Source organism: Pseudomonas sp. Pso3 (assembly GCF_055393275.1).
Map to the genome: position 1 here is coordinate 2,452,376 of NZ_AP043687.1, position 22,920 is coordinate 2,475,295.

Genomic DNA, 22,920 nt, shown 5'->3' on the forward strand with positions numbered 1-22,920 from the left:
TCGACTTCTCCTGTCGAGGTATTAAAGCGATGCGGCGGCCAGCAGGCTGCGGCCGAGGTAGTCCTTGGCATCGGTGATCCCCGGCAGGACGAAGAAGTAACCGCCGCCGATGGGCTTGATGTATTCCTCCAGGGGCTCACCATCCAGCCGCTTCTGCACGGCGATGAAGCCCTGTTCCAGGTCGGCCTGGTAGGCGATGAACAGCAGGCCCATGTCGAGCTGGCCGTTCTTGCGCACACCGTTGGAGTAGTTGAAGGGGCGGCGCAGGATCAGGTTGCGCTGGCTCTCCGCGGTGCGGGGATTGGCCAGGCGGATATGGGCGTCCAGCGGCGTGACCTTACCCTTGGGATCGCTGGCATAGTCCGGCACATCGGTCTCGTGACCGCCGGCCATGGGCGCGCCACTGGCCTTGCGCCGCCCGAAGATGGCTTCCTGTTCCTGCAGCGGGGTGCGATCCCAGCGCTCGACGAAATTGCGGATGATGCGCACCGCCTGATAGCTGCCCTGGGCCGCCCAGGCCGGCTCGCCGCTGCCGGGCTGGACCCAGACGATCCGGTCCATCGCCTGCTGGTCGGTGGAGTCGGGGTTGGCCGAGCCATCGCGAAAGCCCAGGAAGTTGCGCGCGCTCTCGGCGGGCTGACCGGGTGGCGGATCCTGCACCGGCACGCTGCCTTCCTGCTTCCAGCGGATCGCCAGCAGGTCGGGCAGATTCTTCACGATGTCGCGCAGGGCGTGGATGTTGGTGTCCGGGGTGTTGGCACAGAATTGCAGGCAGAGATCACCGTGGCAGCAGTCCGCTTCCAGGGCGTCGTTGGGAAAGCCGGTCATGCGCTGCAGCTGCCGCGGCTTGACCGCGGTGAGGCCGAAGCGGTCATCGAAGAGCGATTCGCCCACCGAGACGGTGATGGTCAGGTTGTCCGGCGTCACCACAGGACCGAGGATGCCGGAATCCAGCGGTGGCAATTTGGGGTCGACCTCGGGCACCGGGCCGCCCTGCATGAGAAAGCGGATGCGCTCGTCGAGGGTCCGCAGCAGGCGTTCCAGGTCCTCGCGATCGCTGGCCAGCACATCGAAGGCCACGATCATTCCGGCCGCCGGCCGTGGGGTGACGATGCCGCTCTGGTGCAGGCCAAGGAACGCCTGGCGCTGATGGGTATTGGCGCTGCCGGGGGCACGGGTCACCTCGGCGGTGCTGGCCGCCCGGGCGTGCATCGGGCAGAGCCCGGCACCGGCCAGGGCCACGCTGGCGGCGCCGAGGCCACCCAGCAGGCGGCGACGTTCGATGTTGGGCTGATCGGGAGCGGACTTCTTCATGGCGTGGTCTTGGTCGCGGCCAGACCCAGGGCCGGGGCGACCTGGTCGAGGGAATCGGCCAGCGCCTGGGCCGCGGCGGCGATGCGCTGGCGGTCGTCGGGGGAAAGGGTGGAGTAGGGACGCTGGACATCGCCCAGGGCCGTAGCGAAGGCGTCGGCCTGGGTATCCAGGCGGTGCTGCAGCTCGGGATGACCCTTGCCGAGCAGGGGGCGCAGCAACTCGATCACCTTGCGCGTGCCATCCAGATTGGCGGAGAAGCCGGGCAGCACGAGCTGGCTGTAGCGCTCTTCCTCACCCGAGATCCGGGTGCCGGCCAGGTTGTGCAGCAGGCGCGCGGCATTGCCACTGAGTTGTTCGGGCGGCAGCGACTGGCCGAGCAGGGCGTCGCGCAGGGCGGCGGCGTCCTGCTCGAGGCGGATGGCGACTGGTGCCAGCTCCTGGGTGCTGTTGCCGGCGAAGAGGCCTTGCTCGAGGCGATGGAAGCCACCGAAGGCCGGATCCTGCTCGCGCTTTTCATAGTAGTCGGCGCGGGCGTTGAGGCGATTGTCCAGTTCGGCGAAGCGCTGCGCGGTCGCCGCCAGGCGCTGGTAGGGCAGGCGAGCGGCCGCATAGGCGGCGCGTGCCTGCTCCAGATCGCCCGCGGTCAGCGCCTGCTGCAGGGTGGCGAGACCCTGCAGTAGCAAGCGGCTCTGCTGATTCAGGTAGACGCGGTATTCCGACAGCGGACCGACGAACTGGGTCAGGGTCGGACCGGCCTTGCTGGCGGCTTCCGAGGCGGCGGTTGGGAGTACCTTCAGGGTGCCCCGCGGATTGCTCAGCAGACCACAGGTGATGGCGTAGTCGCCAGGGGCCAGGGTGGCATTGATGACCTGGCTGAGGCCGGGGGCGATGTTCTCGCGCTCCTCGACCACCAGGACGCCATCGAGAATCTCCCACTCCACCGCCCGGTCCGAGCGGTTGACGATACGAAAGCGCGCCGGCCCGGCAGGCACCTGCAGGGCGTTGGGTTCGCAGCGATTGGCGAGGATGTCGACCTTGACTTCGCCGTCGGCCACGGTGGCGTGACGCTCGCCTGCGGCGCGCGAGGCATAGTAGAAGGCCGCGGCGGCTGCGATCAGCAGCGTGGCCGAGCCGATCACGGCCAGGCGCAGCGCCAGGGAGCCCTGCTTCGGCGGATGGGGGTTGGCGTGGTTCACGACGGGCGCTCCAGCGAGGCAGGGGTGGTCACGGCAGGACGCTGGGGCGGCGCCGGGGTGCGGAAGAACAGCGGCAGGGTGACTGCCAGGAACAGCAGATAGGCGCCCAGCGTGCTGACGGTCGGAGTGTCCTGGTAGCCGAACATGCCGGCCAGCACCGTGCCCACCGGGCCGTCGGCGGGCAGCACGTGACTCCAGTCGAAGACCACCTGCTGCAGCGAATTCCACAGGCCGGCTTCATGCAGCGCCTTGACCGAGTTGGTGAACAGGCCGGCCGCGACGAAGAGGATGAACAGGCCGGTGAAGCGGAAGAACTTGCCCAGGTTCAGTCGTACGCCGCCGGTATAGAGGCCGTAGCCCACAGCGATGGCGATGATCAGCCCCAGCAGGGCACCCAGGGGCGCGCCGGGGCCGGCGCTCTGCTGGAAGATCGCCAGCAGGAAGAACACGGTTTCCAGGCCTTCGCGGGCGACCGCCAGGAAGACCATGCCGATCAGGGCATAGACCTGGTTGCGCGAAGCCGACAGGGCGTTTTCCAGGGAGTCGTGCAGTTCGGTCTTGATCGAGCGCGCCGCCTTGCGCATCCAGAACACCATGGAGGTGAGGATGGCGGTGGCCGCCAGACCGACCACCGCTTCGAACAGCTCCTGCTGACGCTGCGGGAATTCGGCGCTGGCCAGTTGCAGGCCGGCGCCGACGAACAGCGACAGGGCGGCAGCCAGCATGACCCCGATCCAGACCGCTGGCATCCAGTGGCCGCGACCGGTGCGTTGCAGGTAGCTGGCGATGATGCCAACGATGAGCGCCGCTTCGATGCCTTCGCGGAGCATGATCAGAAAGGGAACGAGCATGAAAGCTATCACCGACAGAAGCGAAGGGGCGCAGAGGCGCCCGGAGGTCGGTGATTTGTATCACAATGATTCGGATTGTTAAATGCGGATGATTCTCGTGCCTTGCGGATCCGCCGACTGGTTGGCAGCGGATCGGGCGGCAGGCGACCGTCAGCCCTGGAAGACCACGGCGGTGTCCGGCGCCTTGCCCGTGGCGAACCGGCGGATCTCCCGCCAGGTGCGCAGATCGACCACCGCCAGCTGATTGTCCTCCAGGGCGGCGAACAGGCGCTCGCCACGGGGATCGAGGTTGAGCCCGGGCACCGCGCTGCCCATGGGCAGGTAGGCGACTTCGGCGAAGGTATCGGGCCGCAACAGCGAGAGACTCTTGTCCGCCAGGTTGGAGACCAGCAGGCGACCATCGGGCAGGGCGGCTACCCTTACCGCTTCGCCGCGCAGCTTGACCTGGCGGATCGGCGTCAGGTCGCGGGCATCCAGCGCATGGAGGATGCCGGCGAAGCGATCCAGCACATAGAAGGTGCGCTCGTCCGGACTCAGGCAGCAGCCCTCCGGCGCCTGGCCGAGGTACCTCTTCACCGGCAGCACGGCAGGATTGTGCGCATCGACCAGGATCACCAGACCGCTCAGGGTGTCGGCAACGTAGGCGCGGCGTCCGTCACGGGTCAGGACGAAGTAGTGGCTGCGGGTGCCACCAACCGGGACGATCTGGCTGGGATATTCGGCGGTGGCGGGGCGATCAAAGCGGATGAGCAGCGAGTCGGTCTCGCTCAGCACATAGAGGCGACCCTGGTCGTCCAGGCGCATGCCGTGCAGGCGGTGATAGGGCGACAGGTCGATGGCTCTCACCAGCCGGCGCTCGGCGAGATCGATCACGCTGACCTGATGGCCGCCTTCGCCGGGCGCCTGCCAGCTCTTGACCCCGTACTGGCCGACGTAGGCATAGCGACCCTGGCGGTCCGCGACGATTTCATGGGGTTGCTCGGGCAATTCCAGACTGCCGATGCGCTTGCCATCGGCCAGGCGATAGAAGCCGAGGCCGGGGGCTTCCTTCTCGACCAAGGCGAGGTATTCGTCGCCCGCTGCAAGGGCGTTGAGCGGATAGCCGCCCAGCAGTGGCAGGGCGGCACTGGCAGCCAGCAGGCCGAGGGTCCGGCGGCGATTCAGGTGGGGCATAGGAGGTCTCCCGAGCGGCAAGCCTCCCTGCCAGGGTCAAGCATCCGTGCTAGTCGAATAGACCCTTGAACCAGGTCCAAACTCCGAAGGAGTAATCGGGAAAGATGTCGATGCCCAGCGCCGACTTGAGCAGATAGAGAAGCAGCAGACCCACCAGGCCGCAGGCCAGCAGGATCACCGCCAGCACGGTGGCCTTGCCGAGCAGGGACAATTCCTGCTCCAGGCGGGAGAGTTGACGGTAGTTGCGACCGGCGAGGAAGACGAAGTAGTAACGGCGGTGCCAGAACTTGACGGTGCCGCGCAGATCGACGCTGTGCTTGCCCCAGCTGCGGGTGCCGAATGCCAGCTTGAGGGCTTCCAGCTGCTCCTCGGTAAAGGATTCGCGCAGCTCTTCGGGCAGGCGTTCCTTCAGACCGGCGATGAAGGGGTCGTGGCGTTTGATGCGATCCTGCATGGAAAAAGCTTCCCTCTGAATGGTGCGAGTGCACTCTGAGAGGCCGCCCGGCCTGGCGTTCCGCCAGATCTGATGGGCGGGGCCAGTCGCAGGACGATCGGTCAGACGCTGACGCGCACCGGGCGCAGCACCTCGGCCCGGGCCCGCAATTGGCCGCAACCGCCATCGACATCCTGGCCCGCGGAATTGCGCACCTTGGTCAGCAGACCGCGGCTGTGCAGGTAGCGCACGATCTGCACGATGCGCTCGCCAGTGGGTCGCTGGTAGTCGTCCACTTCCAGGCTGTTGTAGGGAATCAGGTTGAGCACCCCATATTTGCCCTTCATCAGCCGCAGCAGTTCGTCCATCTCGTCCTGGCTGTCGTTGATGCCGGCCAGCAGCGTCCACTGGTACTGGATCGGATAGCCGATCAGTCGGGCGTAGGCTTCCCCCTGCTCGATCAGCTCGCCGGGTTCGTACCGGGGCGCCTTGGGCAGCAAGCGGGCCCTTCGCTCGGCATGGGTGCTGTGCAGCGACAGCGCCAGCGCCGGCCTGACCGCCTGCTGCGGCAGTCGCTCGAATACCCGCGGATCGCCGACGGTGGAGAACACCAGGTTGCGATGGCCGATGCCACCGGCCGTGCCCAGCAGGTCGATGGCTTCCAGCACGTTGTCCAGGTTGTGCGCCGGCTCGCCCATGCCCATGAAGACCACCTTCTTGACCGGCCTGATGCGTCGCGCCAGGGCCACCTGGGCGACGATCTCGGCGCTGCCCACCTGACGCAGGAGGCCGCTCTTGCCGGTCATGCAGAACACGCAGCCCACCGCGCAGCCGACCTGGGACGACACGCAGAGTCCATCACGGGGCAGCAGCACGCTTTCCACCGCCTGGCCATCGCCGAGGGTCACCAGCATCCGCGCCGAACCGTCGGCGCCCGGGTGCTCCGAGGTCACCCGGGCCAGGCCTTCCAGTCGCGCGGTCAGAGCCGGAATGGCGTGGCGCACCTCCAGGGGCAGGAAGTTTTCCGCCTGCTGGCGCCGGGTGCCGGTGTCCAGGGGCAGCCCCTGACACCAGGCGCGCAGGATGCGGGCGCTGTGCTTGGGCTTGGCGCCGGCATCGGCGAGCAACTGGACGACATCGGAGATACGCATTGGAAAAGGGCAGGTCGAGGGCGGGCGGCGATAATAGGACAGGGCAGGGATGCTATCCTAGTCCTTTGCAAGACGAGGACCCGTCATGAAGTTCATCCACCAGCGCGAGCATCTCAACGAGGGCGACCTGGTCGTCATCCAGAGTTCGGGGGTGTGCAACATCCGCCTGATGAACGATGCCAATTTCCGCAGCTTCAAGAATGGCGGCCGCCACACCTATCACGGTGGCGCCTTCGACACCTTTCCGGCGCGCATCACGGTACCGAGCACTGGCTTCTGGAACATTACCCTGGACACCGTCACCAAACGGCCGATCAGCGTGACGCGCAAGCCCGAGATCAAGCACTCGATCAAGATCGTTCGCCGCTCGCCTTCCGAGCTGCGCTGAGCCGGCGGTCACCCGTCCCTGGGTGACTCCTGCCGCTACTTCGGCTGCAATTCGAGCAGTCGCGCCTTGGCACCGTCTTCCAGCACCCAGAGGCTGCCGTTGGGGCCTTCCTCGACGTCGCGGATGCGCGTGCCCATGGCATAGCGCTCGACCTCGCGCACCTCTTCGCCCTTGAGTTCGATCCGCACGAGCGCCTTGGACGACAGCCCGCCGATGAAGGCATTGCCCTTCCAGGCGGGGAAGCGGTCGCCTGCGTAGATCATCAGGCCGGCCGGCGAGATCACCGGCGTCCAGGTGATCTTGGGCGGGATGAATTCCGGGCGCGTCGCGTGATCCGGAATCGGCTTGCCGCCATAGTGATCGCCGTTGGAGACCTCGGGATAGCCGTAGTTGCCGCCGCGCTGGATCAGATTCAGTTCGTCGCCACCCTGGGGGCCCATTTCCTGTTCCCACAGCCGGCCCTGGGCGTCGAAGGCGATGCCCAGTGGATTGCGATGGCCCAGCGACCAGACTTGGGCCGCGACGCCGCCTTGCTGGGCGAAGGGGTTGTCGGCCGGCGTGCTGCCATCGTCGTTGAGGCGGATGAGTTTGCCCAGGTTGCCGCTCATGTCCTGGGCCGGGGTGAATTTCTGCCGTTCCCCCGAGGTGATCCATAGCTTGCCGTCCGGGCCGAATCTCATGCGATGGCCATAGTGACCGTTGCCGGTGACCTTGGGTGTCTGCCGCCAGATGACCTTGAGATCACCCAGCGAACCACTGCCGTCCTCCTTCAGGGTCAGCTTGGCCCGGGCGACCGCCGCCCCCTGGGTGCCGTCTTCGCCTGCCTCGGCATAGCTGAGGTAGATCAGCCCGTTGCTGGCGTATTGCGGATGCAGGATGACATCGCCCAGCCCGCCCTGGCCGGCGGCGACCACCTTGGGTACTCCGCTGATATCCTGGGCCTTGCCGGTCTGCACGTTCAGGTGCTTGAGAACGCCGCCTTTCTCGGTGACCAGGGCGGTGCCGTCCGGCAGGAAGGCGATGGCCCAGGGTGCGTCAAGGGTGGCCCGTGGGGTGGCGGTGAAGGGCCACTGAGCTTCACTCAGCGCCTGGGGCGCGGCACTGGCATTCAGGGTGGCGAGACCGAGCAGGAGACTGCCGGCGGCTAGGGTAAGGCCTTTCATGGGCACGCGGTCCTCGTCGATGGAAGTCCCTACACCCTAGTAGGGACGCCCGGGAAAAGGGCCGCGTTTTTGTTACCTGAGGCGTCTGTCAGGCTAGTTGTCGTACCCCAGATTCGGCGCCAGCCAGCGCTCCGTCACCGCCAGCTCCTGGCCCTTGCGCTCGGTGTAGCTGTCCACCTGATCCCGGTCGATCTTGCCCACGGCGAAGTACTGGGCCTCGGGATGGGCTAAGTACCAGCCACTGACGGCGGCGGCGGGGAACATGGCGTAGTGCTCGGTAAGGAAGACGCCGCTGCGACCGGCCTCGTTGAAGCGGGCCTCGGGGTCCAGCAGCTTGAAGAGGGTGGCCTTCTCGGTGTGGTCGGGGCAGGCCGGGTAGCCGGGGGCCGGGCGGATGCCCTTGTACTGCTCGCGGATCAGCGCCTCGTTGTCCAGGGTCTCGTCCGCGGCATAGCCCCAGTGCTCCTTGCGCACCCGCGCGTGCAGCCACTCGGCGCAGGCCTCGGCGAGACGGTCGGCCAGGGCCTTGACCATGATGGAGTTGTAGTCGTCGCCCTTGCGTTCGTAGTCCTTGGCCAGCTCCTCGGCGCCGATGCCGGCGGTGACGATGAAACCACCCACGTAGTCGGTGACGCCGGTTTCCTTGGGTGCGACGAAGTCGGCCAGCGACAGGTTGGGCTTGCCCTCGGGCTTGATGGTCTGCTGGCGCAGGTGGTGCAGGGTGGCCAGCGGCTGGCCGTCCTCGCCATAGACTTCCAGGTCGTCGTCACGCACCTGGTTGGCCGGCCAGAAGCCGAACACGGCGCGGGCCTTGATCAGCTTCTCGTCGATCAGCTTCCTGAGCATGGCCTGGGCGTCGTGGAACAGTGCGGTGGCCGCTTCCCCCACGACCTCGTCGGTGAGGATGCGCGGGTACTTGCCGGCCAGGTCCCAGGAGATGAAGAAGGGCGTCCAGTCGATGTACTCGGCCAGGACTGCCAGGTCAATGTCTTCCAGTACCCGGGTGCCGGTGAAGCTGGGCGTGGGCGCCTGGTAGCCGAGCCAGTTGAAGGCGGGCTTGTTGGCCACTGCCTTGGCATAGGACAGGCGTTCGGTGCGGGCGCTGCGATTGGCGGTGCGCTCGCGGACCTCGACGTAGTCGGCGCGGGTGCGCTCGACGAAGCCGGCCTTGAGTTCCTTGGACAGCAGCTGAGTAGCTACGCCCACGGCGCGGGAGGCATCGGTGACATAGACCACCGCATCGTTCTTGTACTGCGGCTCGATCTTGACCGCGGTATGGGCCTTGGAGGTGGTGGCGCCGCCGATCATCAAGGGCAGGGTGAAGCCCTGGCGCTGCATCTCCTTGGCGACATGGACCATCTCGTCCAGCGAAGGGGTGATCAGACCGGACAGGCCGATGATGTCGCACTTCTCGGCGATGGCGGTCTGCAGGATCTTTTCCGCCGGGACCATGACACCCAGGTCGACGATGTCATAGCCGTTGCAGCCCAAGACCACGCCGACGATGTTCTTGCCGATGTCATGGACGTCGCCCTTGACCGTGGCCATGAGGATCTTGCCCTTGGCTTCGGGCTTGTCGCCTTTCTCCGCCTCGATGAAGGGAATCAGGTGCGCCACCGCCTGCTTCATCACCCGGGCGGACTTGACCACCTGGGGCAGGAACATCTTGCCCGAGCCGAACAGGTCGCCGACCACGTTCATGCCGCTCATCAGCGGGCCTTCGATAACCTCGATGGGCCGCGCGCACTGCTGCCGGCATTCCTCGGTGTCCTCGACGATATAGGTGGTGATGCCCTTGACCAGCGCATGCTCCAGTCGCTTGTCCACCGGCAGGCCGCGCCATTCCTCGGTCTCGGCTTCCTTGACCGCGCCGCCGCCCTTGTAGTCGTCGGCGATGGCCAGCAGGGCATCGGTGCCGGCCGGGGTACGGTTGAGCACCACGTCTTCGACCCGCTCGCGCAGGGCGGCCGGGATCTCGTCATAGATCTCCAGCTGGCCGGCGTTGACGATGCCCATGGTCAGGCCGTTCTGGATGGCGTGGTAGAGGAAGACCGAGTGGATGGCCTCGCGCACCGGGTTGTTGCCGCGGAAGGAGAAGGAGACGTTGGACACGCCACCGGAGGTCAGGGCGTAGGGCAGGTTGTCGCGGATGAAGGCGCAGGCGTTGATGAAGTCGACCGCGTAGTTGTTGTGCTCCTCGATCCCGGTCGCCACGGCGAAGATGTTGGGGTCGAAGATGATGTCTTCCGGCGGGAAGCCGACCTGGTTGACCAGGATGTCGTAGGAGCGCGCGCAGATCTCGTTCTTGCGCGCCTCGGTGTCGGCCTGGCCGTCTTCGTCGAAGGCCATGACCACCACCGCCGCGCCGTATCTCTTGCACAGCTTGGCGTGATGGATGAAGGCCTCGACGCCTTCCTTCATGGAGATGGAGTTGACGATGCCCTTGCCCTGGATGCACTTGAGACCGGCCTCGATCACCTCCCACTTGGAGGAGTCGATCATGATCGGCACTCGGGAGATATCCGGTTCGGAGGCGATCAGGTTGAGGAAGGTGACCATGGCCGCCTTCGAATCCAGCATGCCCTCGTCCATGTTGATGTCGATGACCTGGGCGCCGGCTTCCACCTGCTGCTGGGCCACTTCCAGGGCCTCGGCGTAGTTCTCTTCGCGGATCAGCCGGGCGAACTTGGCCGAGCCGGTGATGTTGGTACGCTCGCCGACGTTGACGAACAGCGAGTCGCGGCTGATGGTGAAGGGCTCCAGGCCGGAGAGGCGGCAGGCCTTGGGAATCTCGGGCAGCTGGCGCGGCGGATGCTTGGCGACCGCCTCGGCGATGGCCTGGATATGCGCCGGGGTGGTACCACAGCAGCCACCGACGATGTTGAGCAGGCCGCTGGCGGCGAATTCCTCGACCACCGCCGCCATCTGCGCGGGGCTTTCATCGTATTCGCCGAAGGCATTGGGCAGGCCGGCGTTGGGGTGAGCGGAGACGAAGGTGTCGGCCTTGGTCGCCAGTTCCTCGACGTAGGGCCGCAATTCCTTGGCCCCCAGGGCGCAGTTGAGGCCGACGGAAATCGGCTGGGCGTGCCGCACCGAGTTCCAGAAGGCTTCGGTGGTCTGGCCCGACAGGGTACGGCCGGAGGCGTCGGTGATGGTGCCGGAGATCATGATCGGCAGCTCGACGCCGACCTCCTCGAACACGCCCTGGACCGCGAAGATGGCCGCCTTGGCGTTGAGGGTGTCGAAGATGGTTTCGATCAGGATGAGGTCGGCGCCGCCTTCGATCAGGCCGCGGGTGGCCTCGGTGTAGTTCTCCACCAGCTCGTCGAAGGTGACATTGCGATAGCCGGGGTTGTTGACGTCCGGAGAGATGGAGCAGGTCCGACTGGTCGGGCCAAGCACCCCGGCGACGAAACGCGGGCGATCCGGGGTCTCCAGGGTCTTGGCGTCGGCCACCTCGCGGGCGACTCGGGCGCCGGCCAGATTCAGCTCATAGGTGATGGCCTCCATGCCGTAGTCGGCCTGGGAGACGCGCGTGGCATTGAAGGTGTTGGTTTCCAGGATGTCGGCGCCGGCATCCAGGTAGGCCTTTTCGATCTCGGCGATGATCTTCGGCTGGGTCAGCAGCAGCAGGTCGTTGTTGCCCTTGACGTCGCTCGGCCAGTCGGCGAAACGCTCGCCACGGTAGTCCGCTTCTTCCAGCCGATAGCTCTGGATCATGGTGCCCATGCCGCCGTCGAGGATGAGGATGCGCTGCGCGAGGGCGTGGCGGAGGGCGGCGAGGCGAGAGCTGCGATCGGTCATGGGCATTCCACAGAGATGAAGAGACGCTGGACAAAGGGTGGCAGCATAGCAAAAGCCGGCGCCTGCCCCGGTATTGGCGACGGTCCATGATGAACAGCGCTCATGCAGGGTCGGCGAGTCTTTCATGGCGAAAACGTCTGACGATCTGGCGCGTCTGGTGGGCAAGCCCTTCAAGTGCTGCTTTACTGGCAATTGACCGACGTTTACTGTGCGTCAAAACAGTGTCATGGAAGGTGGCCGTGATTCCTCTGGTGATATGCGACGACTCGAACATGGCGCGCAAGCAGCTGGTTCGCTCCCTGCCCGAAGGCTGGGCGGTATCCATCACCCAGGCCACCAACGGCGAGGAAGCCCTCACGGCGCTGCGCCAGGGGCTGGGTCAGGTGATGCTGCTGGACCTGACCATGCCGATCCTGGACGGCTACGGCACCCTGGCGGCCATCCGCAACGAAGGCCTGGCAGTCAAGGTGATCGTCGTCTCCGGCGACGTCCAGGACCAGGCGGTGGCCCGGGTGCGCGAACTTGGCGCCCTGGACTTCCTGCGCAAGCCGGCCGATCCCGCCGAACTGGCCGCGGTACTCGAGCGCCATGGTCTCTATAGCCCCAGCCCTGCGGCGCTGCCGGAACCGGTTGTGCGTCCCGAGCTGGAGGTGAGCTTCCGCGACGCCTTCCGCGAGGTGGTCAACGTTTCCATGGGCCGCGCCGGCGCGCTGCTGGCCAAGGCGCTGGATGTCTTCGTCCAGCTGCCGATTCCCAACGTCAACATCCTGGAAGTCAGCGAGCTGCACATGACGCTGGTGGACGCCCAGCGCGAGGATCGCCTCAGTGCGGTCTGCCAGGGCTATATCGGCGAGGGCATCGCCGGCGAGGCGCTGCTGATCTTCCACGACTCCGAATTCGACGACATGGCCAAGCTGGTGCGCTGGCGCGAGGCAGGGGAGTCCGGTGACATCGAGATGCTGCTGGATCTGTCGAGCATCATCATCGGCGCCTGCCTGGCCGGCATCGCCGAGCAGTTCGACATCCGCTTTTCCCAGGGTCATCCGACCATCCTCGGCCACCATGCGTCCATCGACGAACTCATCGTCGTCAACAAGACCCGCTGGAAGAAGACCCTGGCGGTCGAACTCAGCTACAGCCTGGAAGGCCATAACGTCCACTTCGATCTGCTGCTGCTGTTCACCGAGGATTCGGTGAAGCGCATCACCCGCAAGATCGGCTACCTGATGAGTTGAGCATGGCGGCACAGATCGATATCAACGAACTCCACTGGCTGCTGGACATCGTGCAGAACATCGATGTCGGCGTGGTGGTGCTGGACCTCGACTACCGCATCGAGGTCTGGAACAGCTTCATGGAAAACCATTCCGGACGGATCCTCAGCGAGGTCAGCCAGCAGTCGCTGTTCGCCGTCTTCGCCGAAATCGACGAGGCCTGGTTTCGCGCCAAGGCCGAGAGCGTGGTGCTGCTGGGCACCCGGGCCTTTTCCATCTGGGAACAGCGGCCCTACCTGGTCCACTTCAAGAGCTACCAGCCGATCACCGGCGTGGAAGCCTTCATGTACCAGAACGTCACCCTGCTGCCGCTGCGGGATTCCACCGGTGCCATCGCCCACATCTGCGTGGTGATCTACGACGTCACCGATGTCGCCATCAATAAGCGGCAACTGGAGCTCTCCAACGACAAGCTGCAGGAACTGTCGCGTACCGATCGCCTGACCGGTCTGGCCAACCGTGGTTACTGGGAAGAGCGCCTCACCGAGGAATTCGCCCGCCACCAGCGCTATGGCGGTCGCCTGGCGCTGATGATGCTCGACATCGATCACTTCAAGCGCATCAACGACACCTATGGTCATGCCGTCGGCGATCAGGCGATCAAGGCGCTGGCCGGGGTGATCAAGACCCATGTGCGCAATGCCGACATCGCCGGACGCTACGGCGGCGAGGAATTCGGCGTGGTGCTGCTGGACACGGCGGTGGAGGGCGCCCGGTTGCTCGCCGAACGCCTGCGCGAGGCGGTCGAGGCCATGCGGCTCGACGTGCTGGGGACGCCCATCGCCTTCACCATCAGTGTCGGCATCACCGATCTGTCGGTGCCCCTGGGCAACCACGAGCAGATGATCCAGCAGGCGGACAAGGCCCTGTACGAGTCCAAGCACAACGGGCGCAACCGAGTGACCAGCTTCGTGCAGCGGCTCGACTGAGACGATTATCCGACTGTTTCACTAGGGCTTTCGTCGAGGGGTGGGGTGGCGTAAACTTGTCACACCTGTTGAGGAGTGACCATGAGCGCCATCACCATTACCGACGCGGCTCAGGATTACCTGGCCGACCTGTTGGAAAAGCAGAACACCCCCGGGATCGGTATCCGGATCTTCATTACCCAGCCCGGCACCCAGTACGCCGAGACCTGCATCGCCTACTGCAAGCCCGGCGAAGAGAAGCCCGATGACCAGCCCATCGGGCTGAAGAGCTTTACTGCCTATATCGACGCCATCAGCCAGCCCTTCCTGGAAGACGCCCTGGTGGACTACGCCACCGACCGCATGGGCGGCCAGCTGACCATCAAGGCGCCCAACGCCAAGGTGCCCATGGTCAACGAGGACAGCCCGCTCAACGAGCGCGTCGACTACTACCTGCAGACCGAGATCAATCCGGGGCTCGCCAGCCACGGTGGCATGGTCAGCCTGGTGGACATCGTCGACGACAATGTCGCGGTCCTGCGCTTCGGCGGCGGCTGCCAGGGCTGTGGCCAGGTCGATCTGACCCTCAAGGATGGCGTCGAGCGCACCCTGCTGGAGCGGATCCCCGAACTCACCGCCGTGCGCGACGTCACCGACCACACCAACCGCGAAAACGCCTACTACTAGAGATAGCGCGTGTTGCGGGTACGAAGGGCTATCGACCGATTCGATAGCCCTTCGGCGTTTCAGTGGCGCGCGGCGTCGTCCGGCAGGGCCATCAGGCGCTGTTCCTGCGCCCAGTCGAAGGCCTCGCCGCGGGATTCCGCTTCGTGGCGACGCTCGTCCAGTCGCTGGTAGAGCGCCAGCTCTTCGTCCGGCATGAAGTGCAGGCAATCGCCGCCAAAGAACCACAGCAGGTCGCGCGGCACCCGGTGGGCGATCTGCGGATAGCGGCTGAAGATCTGGCTGAGCAGGTCCTGGCCGAGATAGGCGTACTCTTCGGGCGCCTGCGGCAGGCCGGCGACTAGTTCGTCGAAGCGGTCGAGGAACAGCGCGTGGTTCTCCGAGGGCACCTGCTCGGCCGCGCCGACGTCGGCCAGGACCGCACGCAGCTGGGCGAGGAGAGCAACGTGGTGGGCGAGATAGGAAGTGGCCATGGGTGTCTCCTGAAAAAGCGGCTGCGCAGTATAGGGGCACTGTCCGACATTGTCTGGTTCGACTAGGATCGAACCTTTGCCCTCTGCCGGGGTTATAGGAAGTAGCACTTTTCTTTGCGAATCAGTTCTTGCCGGGAGGCACATGAGTCTAGCTCTCTCCATTCGTGGTCTGACCAAGACCTACAACAACGGCTTCACCGCGCTCAAGGGCATCGACCTCGACGTGGTCGAAGGTGATTTTTTCGCGCTGCTCGGTCCCAACGGAGCGGGCAAGTCGACCACCATCGGCATCCTCTCGACCCTGGTCAACAAGTCCGGCGGCGAGGTCTCGGTGTTCGGCAACGACCTGGACAAGGATCCGGCGGGCCTCAAGCGTTGCCTCGGCGTGGTGCCCCAGGAATTCAACTTCAACCAGTTCGAGAAGGCCTTCGACATCCTGGTGACCCAGGCGGGCTACTACGGCATCCCGGCGCGGATCGCCGGCGAGCGGGCCGAGGAGTACCTGACCCAGCTCGGCCTGTGGGACAAGCGTGACACCCCCTCGCGCATGCTCTCCGGTGGCATGAAGCGGCGCTTGATGATCGCCCGCGCCCTGATCCACAAGCCGCGCCTGCTGATCCTCGACGAACCCACCGCCGGCGTGGACATCGAGCTGCGCCGCTCCATGTGGAATTTCCTCACCGAGCTGAACGGGCAGGGGACCAGCATCATCCTCACCACCCACTATCTCGAAGAGGCCGAACAGCTCTGCCGCAACATCGCCATCATCGACCATGGCGAGCTGGTCGAGCACACCAGCATGCGCAAGCTGCTGCAGAAGCTCAATGTCGAGACCTTCATCGTCGACGTGGTCCAGCCGCTGACGGCGGCGCCGCAGCTGGAAGGCTATCCGACCCGGCTGCTGGGCGATCACTCCTTCGAGGTGGCCATCGACAAGGCCAGCGGGGTCAATGCCCTGTTCCGCCAGCTGGACGCCGCCGGCATCCAGGTGCAGAGCCTGAGAAACAAAGCCAATCGCCTGGAGGAGCTGTTTGTCTCCCTGGTGGAAAAGAATCTAGCCAAGGTCGCCCGATGAGTACCGAATTCCAAGCCAACCTGGTGGCGCTGCGGACCATCGTCCATCGCGAAGTGCGCCGCTTCACCCGCATCTGGGCGCAGACACTGCTGCCGCCGGCGATCACCATGGTCCTGTACTTCGTGATCTTCGGTAACCTGATCGGCAATCGAATCGGCGGCATGGGTGGCTTCACCTACATGCAGTACATCGTGCCGGGCCTGATCATGATGTCGGTGATCACCAACGCCTACAGCAACGTGGTCTCCAGCTTCTTCAGCAGCAAGTTCCAGCGCTCGGTGGAAGAACTGCTGGTCTCGCCGGTGTCGCCCCACGTCATACTCATCGGCTATGCCATGGGCGGCATCCTGCGTGGCCTGGCCGTGGCGGCCATCGTCAGCGTGCTGTCGCTGTTCTTTACCCACATGCAGGTGCACCACCTGGGCATCATGCTGCTGGTGATCATCCTCACCGCGGCGATCTTCGCCCTGGGCGGCTTCATCAACGCCGTTTACGCGCGCAACTTCGACGACATCTCCATCGTGCCGACCTTCGTCCTGACGCCCCTGACCTACCTGGGCGGGGTCTTCTATTCCATCGACCTGCTGCCGGCCTTCTGGCAGAAGGTGTCCCTGGTCAATCCGATCCTGCACATGGTCAACGCCTTCCGCTACGGCATCCTCGGGGTGTCCGACATCCGCATCGGGGTGGCGATCGCCTTCATGCTGGTCGCCGTGGTCGTGCTTTATCTGGTCAGCATCCGTCTGCTCGTGAGCGGGCGCGGCATGCGTCATTGAGTGTCTGAGCGTCATGCATAGCGTAGAACAATCGCCCCTGGGCAAAAGCACCGAGTACGTCAGCCAGTATGCCCCGGAGCTGCTGTATCCGATCCCGCGGGCGCCCAAGTGGGCGGAGCTGGGGCTGGACGGGCAGGGCCTGCCGTTTCGCGGCGTGGACATCTGGACCTGCTACGAGCTGTCCTGGCTGCTGCCGTCCGGCAAGCCGGTGGTGGCCATCGGCGAATTCGCCATTCCCGCCGATTCGCCGAACATCATCGAGTCCAAGTCCTTCAAGCTCTACCTCAATTCCCTGAACCAGTCGGCGTTCGCCACCCTGGCCGACGTCGAAGCCGTGCTGGTCAGGGACCTGAGCGCCGCTGCCGGGGGGACCGTCGGTGTCAGCCTGGTGTCGCTGGACGACTGGGCGGCCCGTGGTGTGCAACGCCCCGATGGCCAGTGCGTCGATGAGCTGGATATCAGCCTGGATCGCTACGCCCACCCGCAGGCGGATCTGCTAAGCGTGGGTGGAGCCCGGGATAGTCAGAGGTTTTACAGCCATTTGCTCAAGTCGAATTGCCCGGTCACCGGTCAGCCGGACTGGGGCACCGTGGTGATCGATTACGAAGAGGGGTTGGCACTGGAGGCGGCGAGTCTGCTGCGCTACCTGGTCGCCTTCCGCCAGCATGCGGATTTCCACGAGCAGTGCGTCGAGCGCATCTATCTGGATCTGTGGCGGCTGCTCAAGCCGGCGAAGCTGACCGTGTTCGCCCGCTATGTGCGGCGTGGCGGGCTGGACATCAATCCCTACCGAAGCAGTGACGCCATCCAGCCCGCCGCGGAGCGTTACGTTCGGCAGTGATCAGATGCCCATGCTGCTCAGGCTGTTCATGATCGAGCGGAGCGTGCCGGCCATGGTTGGGTGACTGACCTCGAAGCGCTCCACGGCCAGATTGACGCCTTCCACCAGACTGCCATCCCGGGTATGGGTGGCATCTTCGTTGGCCAGCTGGAATTCGATGTCCCGGATCAGCAGTTCCAGTTCCTCCCGGTCCTCGGGCGAGGCGGGTGGGTCCTGGTCCAGCTGGTGGCGGAGGTGGTCGAGTTGTTCCTGCAGATGAGAGGTGGTCATGGCGTTTCTCCTGTGTCCGGACTCTTTGACCGCAACGTTGGGTCAAAGATCGAGTGTCTGAGCCTGGCCCTAAGCCAAACTGGCAAAGCTATGACTATAATCGGCGCCTTTCAGGCGTCTGAGTTCAACGAGGAGAGAAGCGATGACGGTCGAGCGACGTGGTTCCAGGGTCTGGGGAGCGCTCCTTGCAACGGCCCTGACGTTTGCCGGTCAGGCGATGGCGGCCGAAGCCGAGAATCCCGATCCCTGGGAAGGCTTCAACCGCAAGATCTTCGTGTTCAACGATACCCTGGACACCTATGCCCTCAAGCCGGTCGCCCAAGGCTATCAGCGCTTCACGCCCGGCTTCGTGCAGACCGGCGTGAGCAACTTCTTCAACAACCTGGGGGATGTGCGCAACCTGGCCAACGATCTGCTGCAAGGCAAGGTCGAGCACGCCGGGGTCGATACCGCGCGCCTGCTGATGAACACCACCCTGGGTGGCCTCGGCCTGGTCGACGTGGCCACCAAGGCCGGCCTGCAGCGCAACGACGAAGATTTCGGCCAAACCCTGGGCAAGTGGGGTGCGAGCAGCGGTCCCTACCTGGTCCTGCCGTTCTTCGGCCCCAGCAGCGTGCGTGACGGCCTCGGTCGCATCCCGGACAGCTACACCAGCGCCTATCCCTACGTGGACGATGTCGCCGTACGCAACAGTGCCTTCGCCCTCAGCACCGTCGACACCCGCGCCGGTCTGCTGCAGGCCGAGCGCCTGATCACTGGCGACAAGTACGTGTTCATTCGCAACGCCTACCTGCAGACCCGTGAGTTCAAGGTCAAGGATGGCCAGGTGGTCGACGACTTCTAGTCCCGGCCCCAATGAAAAAGGCAGCCCTGAGGCTGCCTTTTTTGTTGGCAAGGGCGCCTAGCGCATTTCCAGCACCGACAGGCCCAGCAGCTGCTTGCCCGAATCGGTGGCCTGGACCCGCAGGACCTCGGCGTCCGCTTCCAGGCCGGGGAGTTCGGCGTGGTTGGAGGGGATGAGCACGGTCACCTTGTCGCCGACCTGCAGGCGGGTGGCGGCCTCGATCTGGAAACCGGTGCTGGACAGATCGACGCAGCGCGCCTCGAAGGAGGCGTCGCCGACCTTCAATACGGCCTTGGAGTCGACGTGCATGCGAATGAAATCGCGCTTCTCACTGTAAGAACGGTCGATGGTACTCATGGCAATCCTACTGCTTGGGAGGATGGAAGGCGGTTTGTTGGAGGTATAAACTCCATAAAGGCACCCTGTAAAGAAATTCCATCCGGTTGGCAAGCTTGAACGCCCCGGTGGATGGGAGTAGTGTCTCCGCCGTGTCGTAATCACCGTGGCCCGTGTCGGATCCTGTCCGCCGGTTTGCCGTTCGGGTGCATGCCTGGATCCTCTATGTCTAATTCGCCTGCCACGCTCTTGATCATTGACGATGACGAGGTGGTTCGCCTCAGTCTCGCCGACTATCTCGAAGACAGTGGCTTCAATGTCCTGCAAGCCAGCAATGGCCAGCAGGGCCTGGAAATGTTCGAGCGCGAACAGCCCGACCTGATCATCTGCGATCTGCGCATGCCGCAGGTCGATGGGCTGACGCTGCTGCGCCGCATCAGCGAGCTGTCCATCGATACGCCGGTGCTGGTGCTGTCCGGCGCCGGCGTCATGAGCGACGTCGTGGAAGCCCTGCGCCTGGGCGCCGCCGATTACCTGATCAAGCCGCTGGAAGACCTGATGGTGCTCGAGCACTCGGTCAACCGCGCCCTGGATCGCGCCCGCCTGCGCCTGGAAAACGATCGCTACCGGGTCAAGCTGGAAAACACCAATCGCGAGCTGCAGGCCAGCCTGAGCCTGTTGCAGGAAGACCAGAACGCCGGACGCCACGTGCAGATGAACATGCTGCCGGTGACGCCCTGGGAAACCGAGGGGCTGAACTTCGCCCACGAGATCATCCCGTCGCTGTATCTGTCCGGCGATTTCGTCGACTACTTTCGCATCGACGAGCACCGCGTCGCCTTCTACCTGGCCGACGTCTCCGGCCATGGCGCCTCGTCGGCCTTCGTGACCGTGCTGCTCAAGTTTATGACCACGCGCCTGCTCTACGAGTCCAAGCGCAACGGCACCCTGCCCGAATTCAAGCCCTCGGATGTGCTCGGTCACATCAACAGGGGTCTACTGGATTGCAAATTGGGCAAGCACGTGACCATGCTGGGTGGCGTCATCGACGAAACCACGGGTACCCTGGCGTACAGCATCGGTGGCCATCTGCCCTTGCCGGTCCTGCATACCCCGGAAGAAACGCGGTTCCTGGTCGGCAAGGGGCTGCCGGTCGGCTTGTTCCAGGAGGCGACCTACAATGACCACCAGATGGATCTGCCCGAGCGTTTCAGCCTGACCCTCTTTTCGGATGGCATCTTCGACCTGCTGCCGGGAGACAATTTGAAAGAGAAAGAACACAGCTTGCCCGACTACGTCCGCCGCGCCGGCGGTACACTGGCAGGCCTGAGCGAAGCCCTGGATCTGGCATCCGTCACCGAGATGCCCGACGATATCGCTTTGCTGGTGTTGAGCAGGAACCTGGCATGAGCACCGGAAAAATCCAATTTGCCGAGCAGGATGGCACCTTCGTCCTGAAGTTTACCGGCGAGGTGCGTCTGACCCTCTGCTCGGCGCTGGACGCGACCATCGAGCACATCTTCTCGTCGCTGAATTTCTCGTCCATCGTCATCGATCTGACCGAGACGCAGAGCATCGACAGCACCACCCTGGGCCTCTTGGCCAAGCTGTCGATCCTGTCGCGGCAGCGCATCGGGCTGCTGCCCATGCTGACCACCAACAACCCGGACATCCTGCGCCTGCTGGATTCCATGGGTTTCGATCAGGTGTTCAATATCGTCGAGACCGTATTGCCTTGCCCGGATTGCCTGACCGACCTGCCACCGCAGGACCAGTCCGAAGCCGAGGTGCGCAGTCGCGTGCTTGAAGCCCATCGGGTGTTGATGGGCCTCAATGAATCCAACCGCAATGCCTTTCGCGATCTGGTCAGTGCCCTCGAAAGGCACTGACCGCGTCAGCTCTTAGCGCTTGCCGGGCAGCAGCACTTCCAGCTTTTCCTGATCGCGCGCGAACTGGCGAATGCCTTCGGCCAGCTTTTCGGTGGCCATGGCGTCTTCGTTGTGCGCCCAGCGGAAGGCCGCCTCGTTCAGCTGCTGCTTGGGCTCACCACCCTTGCTGTCGGCGGTCAGCACGCGCGGCAGGTCGCCCTGGGCTTCCGACAGCTGCTGCAGCAGTTCGGGGCTGATGGTCAGGCGGTCGCAGCCGGCCAGCTGCTCGATCTGGTTCAGGTTGCGGAAGCTGGCACCCATCACCACGGTGTCGTAGCCATTGGCCTTGTAGTACTGGTAAATGCGGGTCACGGACTTCACGCCCGGATCTTCGGCGCCTTCGTAGTCACGGCCTTCGGCCTTCTTGTACCAGTCGTAGATGCGACCGACGAAGGGCGAGATCAGGAATACGCCGGCGTCGGCGCACGCCGCGGCCTGGGCGAAGGAGAACAGCAGGGTCAGGTTGGTCTGGATGCCTTCCTTCTCCAGTTGCTCGGCGGCGCGGATGCCTTCCCAGGTGGAGGCGATCTTGATCAGCACGCGATCCTTGCCGATGCCGGCCTTCTCGTACAGTTCGATCAGGCGGTGGGCGCGATCCAGGGTAGCGCTGGTGTCGAAGGACAGGCGCGCATCCACCTCGGTGGAGATGCGACCGGGGATCAGCTTGAGGATCTCGCCACCGACGGCCACGGCGAAGCGATCGCAGGCCAGGCCGATGTCGCCATTGGCGCCGCTGAAGGCGGCCTGCAGGTGTTCTTCGTAGCGGGGCAGGGCAGCAGCCTTGAGCAGCAGCGAGGGGTTGGTGGTGGCGTCGTAGGGCTTGAGGCGGGCGATGGCGTCCAGATCGCCGGTATCGGCGACGACCGTGGTGTATTGCTTGAGTTGTTCCAGCTTGCTCATGGCAGGTCTTTCCTTCGGTTAGCGAATGGACATCGTGGAGACGTGACTCAGTGGCCCCTGAGAAGTTCAGTGGCCTCGTCATACAGGCGCAGCGGTTCAGGGCTGCGATGCAGATCGGTGGACAGCAGTTGACGGAAGCGCCGCGCGCCGGGAAACCCCTGCGCCAGGCCGAGGATATGGCGGGTGACGTGGTGGATGGGCCCCCCCTGTTGCAGATGCGCCTCGACATAGGGCCGCAGCTGCAGCATGACGTCGTGGCGGGTCTGTTGCGGACGGTCGCAGCCGTAGAGCGCCGCGTCCACCTCGGCCAACAGGTAGGGATTCTGATAGGCCTCGCGACCCAGCATCACCCCTTCGAACACCTCCAGCTGCTCGCGGCAGGTGTCCAGGGTCTTGATGCCGCCATTCAGGATGAATTCGAGATCCGGAAAATCCTGCACCAGCTGCGCGGCCACGTCGTAGCGCAGCGGCGGGATCTCGCGATTCTGCTTGGGCGACAGCCCTTCGAGGATGGCGATGCGCGCGTGCACGGTGAAGCTGCGGCAACCGGCCTCGGCGACCTGGCCGACGAAGTCCCGCAGGGCGTCGTAGCTGTCCCGCCCGGAGATGCCGATGCGGTGCTTGACCGTCACCGGGATGGCCACGGCATCGCGCATCGCCTTGACGCTGTCGGCCACCCGCTCGGGATAGGCCATCAGGCAGGCGCCGATCATGTTGTTCTGCACCCGGTCGCTGGGGCAGCCGACGTTCAGGTTGATCTCGTCATACCCCGCCTGCTCACCCAGCCGCGCCGCAGCGGCCAGTTCGGCCGGCACGCTGCCGCCCAGCTGCAGCGCCAGGGGATGCTCGGTTTCGTCATGACGCAGGAATCTCTGGGCGTCGCCATGCAGCAGGGCGCCGGTGGTGACCATCTCGGTATAGAGCAGGGCGTGCTGGGACAGCAGGCGATGGAAATAGCGGCAGTGGCGGTCCGTCCAATCCATCATGGGCGCCACGGAAAAGCGGCGGGACGGCTCAGGGCGCATGGTTGCTGGGGGTAGGGCGGTTTCGGCAAGCATCTGGAAACTTCGTTTGTAGCACTGTTCTGCCCGGTTTCAGCGTGCTTTTCCTGGCTCAATGCTGAATCTAAGCACTCGGA

Annotated in this window: 23 protein-coding genes; 10 read left to right on the forward strand and 13 right to left on the reverse strand. The window is 64.7% G+C overall.

Annotated elements, in window-relative coordinates; all coding sequences use genetic code 11:
* Positions 1–21 precede the first annotated feature (21 nt).
* The 6 genes from efeB to ACZ5R1_RS11550 form a co-directional block, all read right to left on the reverse strand.
* Positions 22–1,314, reverse strand: coding sequence for an iron uptake transporter deferrochelatase/peroxidase subunit (gene efeB, locus ACZ5R1_RS11525; protein WP_027599444.1), 1,293 nt, complete (start codon positions 1,312–1,314; stop codon positions 22–24).
* The gene (gene efeO, locus ACZ5R1_RS11530) at positions 1,311–2,510 is read right to left on the reverse strand and encodes an iron uptake system protein EfeO (protein WP_464713259.1); all 1,200 of its coding nucleotides are present in this window, start codon (positions 2,508–2,510) and stop codon (positions 1,311–1,313) included. The genes efeB and efeO overlap by 4 nt, the downstream gene beginning before the upstream one ends.
* Positions 2,507–3,361, reverse strand: coding sequence for an iron uptake transporter permease EfeU (gene efeU, locus ACZ5R1_RS11535; protein WP_027602242.1), 855 nt, complete (start codon positions 3,359–3,361; stop codon positions 2,507–2,509). The genes efeO and efeU overlap by 4 nt, the downstream gene beginning before the upstream one ends.
* A 150-nt stretch (positions 3,362–3,511) precedes the next feature.
* Positions 3,512–4,534, reverse strand: a complete 1,023-nt coding sequence (locus tag ACZ5R1_RS11540) for a twin-arginine translocation pathway signal protein (RefSeq protein ID WP_464713260.1) — start codon at positions 4,532–4,534, stop codon at positions 3,512–3,514.
* Positions 4,535–4,583: 49 nt separating this feature from the next.
* Complete coding sequence (locus ACZ5R1_RS11545; RefSeq protein WP_007158404.1) at positions 4,584–4,988, reverse strand: hypothetical protein; 405 nt, start codon at positions 4,986–4,988, stop codon at positions 4,584–4,586.
* Positions 4,989–5,089: 101 nt separating this feature from the next.
* Positions 5,090–6,118 carry an RNA methyltransferase gene (locus ACZ5R1_RS11550; RefSeq protein ID WP_027599440.1) on the reverse strand — a complete coding sequence of 343 codons (1,029 nt, stop codon included), beginning with the start codon at positions 6,116–6,118 and terminating at the stop codon, positions 5,090–5,092.
* 85 nt (positions 6,119–6,203) lie between these two features.
* Here ACZ5R1_RS11550 and ACZ5R1_RS11555 point away from each other — a divergent pair, with 85 nt between their 5' ends.
* Positions 6,204–6,506, forward strand: coding sequence for a DUF1883 domain-containing protein (locus tag ACZ5R1_RS11555; RefSeq protein WP_017640573.1), 303 nt, complete (start codon positions 6,204–6,206; stop codon positions 6,504–6,506).
* A gap of 35 nt (positions 6,507–6,541) precedes the next feature.
* On the opposite strand, the gene ACZ5R1_RS11560 is transcribed toward ACZ5R1_RS11555, so the two are convergent.
* Positions 6,542–7,669: a PQQ-dependent sugar dehydrogenase gene (locus ACZ5R1_RS11560; protein ID WP_464712274.1), complete on the reverse strand. Its 1,128-nt coding sequence runs from the start codon at positions 7,667–7,669 to the stop codon at positions 6,542–6,544.
* A gap of 93 nt (positions 7,670–7,762) precedes the next feature.
* Complete coding sequence (gene metH / locus ACZ5R1_RS11565) at positions 7,763–11,479, reverse strand: methionine synthase (protein ID WP_464712275.1); 3,717 nt, start codon at positions 11,477–11,479, stop codon at positions 7,763–7,765.
* Positions 11,480–11,706: 227 nt separating this feature from the next.
* Here metH and ACZ5R1_RS11570 point away from each other — a divergent pair, with 227 nt between their 5' ends.
* The 3 genes from ACZ5R1_RS11570 (at position 11,707) to nfuA (ending at position 14,342) form a co-directional block, all read left to right on the forward strand.
* A complete protein-coding gene (locus ACZ5R1_RS11570; RefSeq protein ID WP_115945666.1) occupies positions 11,707–12,708 on the forward strand; it encodes a response regulator in 1,002 nt (333 codons plus the stop codon).
* Positions 12,709–12,710: 2 nt separating this feature from the next.
* Positions 12,711–13,676, forward strand: coding sequence for a sensor domain-containing diguanylate cyclase (locus ACZ5R1_RS11575; RefSeq protein WP_007158398.1), 966 nt, complete (start codon positions 12,711–12,713; stop codon positions 13,674–13,676).
* An 81-nt stretch (positions 13,677–13,757) separates the two neighbouring features.
* On the forward strand, positions 13,758–14,342 hold the full coding sequence (gene nfuA / locus ACZ5R1_RS11580) for a Fe-S biogenesis protein NfuA (protein WP_007158397.1): 585 nt from the start codon (positions 13,758–13,760) through the stop codon (positions 14,340–14,342).
* 59 nt (positions 14,343–14,401) lie between these two features.
* Here nfuA and ACZ5R1_RS11585 read toward each other — a convergent pair whose 3' ends face one another.
* The gene (locus ACZ5R1_RS11585; protein ID WP_007158396.1) at positions 14,402–14,812 is read right to left on the reverse strand and encodes a PA2817 family protein; all 411 of its coding nucleotides are present in this window, start codon (positions 14,810–14,812) and stop codon (positions 14,402–14,404) included.
* A gap of 142 nt (positions 14,813–14,954) precedes the next feature.
* Between ACZ5R1_RS11585 and ACZ5R1_RS11590 the strand changes: the two genes are divergently transcribed.
* From ACZ5R1_RS11590 to queF, 3 genes are read left to right on the forward strand one after another with little or no spacing between them, the layout of a single operon-like run.
* On the forward strand, positions 14,955–15,887 hold the full coding sequence (locus tag ACZ5R1_RS11590) for an ABC transporter ATP-binding protein (protein ID WP_027599434.1): 933 nt from the start codon (positions 14,955–14,957) through the stop codon (positions 15,885–15,887).
* A complete protein-coding gene (locus ACZ5R1_RS11595) occupies positions 15,884–16,663 on the forward strand; it encodes an ABC transporter permease (protein WP_027599433.1) in 780 nt (259 codons plus the stop codon). The genes ACZ5R1_RS11590 and ACZ5R1_RS11595 overlap by 4 nt, the downstream gene beginning before the upstream one ends.
* A 13-nt stretch (positions 16,664–16,676) precedes the next feature.
* The gene (gene queF, locus ACZ5R1_RS11600) at positions 16,677–17,504 is read left to right on the forward strand and encodes an NADPH-dependent 7-cyano-7-deazaguanine reductase QueF (RefSeq protein ID WP_108582870.1); all 828 of its coding nucleotides are present in this window, start codon (positions 16,677–16,679) and stop codon (positions 17,502–17,504) included.
* On the opposite strand, the gene ACZ5R1_RS11605 is transcribed toward queF, so the two are convergent.
* Complete coding sequence (locus ACZ5R1_RS11605) at positions 17,505–17,774, reverse strand: DUF4404 family protein (RefSeq protein ID WP_007158392.1); 270 nt, start codon at positions 17,772–17,774, stop codon at positions 17,505–17,507.
* Positions 17,775–17,991: 217 nt separating this feature from the next.
* Between ACZ5R1_RS11605 and ACZ5R1_RS11610 the strand changes: the two genes are divergently transcribed.
* A complete protein-coding gene (locus tag ACZ5R1_RS11610) occupies positions 17,992–18,618 on the forward strand; it encodes an MlaA family lipoprotein (protein ID WP_376781520.1) in 627 nt (208 codons plus the stop codon).
* A 57-nt stretch (positions 18,619–18,675) separates the two neighbouring features.
* On the opposite strand, the gene ACZ5R1_RS11615 is transcribed toward ACZ5R1_RS11610, so the two are convergent.
* Entirely contained in the window at positions 18,676–18,975 is a 300-nt protein-coding gene (locus ACZ5R1_RS11615) for a PilZ domain-containing protein (RefSeq protein WP_027602250.1), read from the reverse strand.
* Between the two features lie 204 nt (positions 18,976–19,179).
* Between ACZ5R1_RS11615 and rssB the strand changes: the two genes are divergently transcribed.
* Positions 19,180–20,364 carry a two-component system response regulator RssB gene (gene rssB, locus ACZ5R1_RS11620; RefSeq protein ID WP_007158389.1) on the forward strand — a complete coding sequence of 395 codons (1,185 nt, stop codon included), beginning with the start codon at positions 19,180–19,182 and terminating at the stop codon, positions 20,362–20,364.
* A complete protein-coding gene (gene rssC, locus ACZ5R1_RS11625) occupies positions 20,361–20,843 on the forward strand; it encodes an anti-sigma factor antagonist RssC (RefSeq protein ID WP_007158388.1) in 483 nt (160 codons plus the stop codon). Before rssB ends, rssC begins: the two co-directional genes overlap by 4 nt.
* A gap of 12 nt (positions 20,844–20,855) precedes the next feature.
* Here the strand turns inward: rssC and tal are convergent, their stop codons facing one another.
* Positions 20,856–21,782 (reverse strand): transaldolase, encoded by a 927-nt coding sequence (gene tal, locus ACZ5R1_RS11630; RefSeq protein ID WP_027599427.1) that lies wholly within the window; start codon positions 21,780–21,782, stop codon positions 20,856–20,858.
* 47 nt (positions 21,783–21,829) lie between these two features.
* The gene (gene dusA / locus ACZ5R1_RS11635; protein ID WP_464713282.1) at positions 21,830–22,807 is read right to left on the reverse strand and encodes a tRNA dihydrouridine(20/20a) synthase DusA; all 978 of its coding nucleotides are present in this window, start codon (positions 22,805–22,807) and stop codon (positions 21,830–21,832) included.
* Between the last annotated feature and the right edge of the window lie 113 nt (positions 22,808–22,920).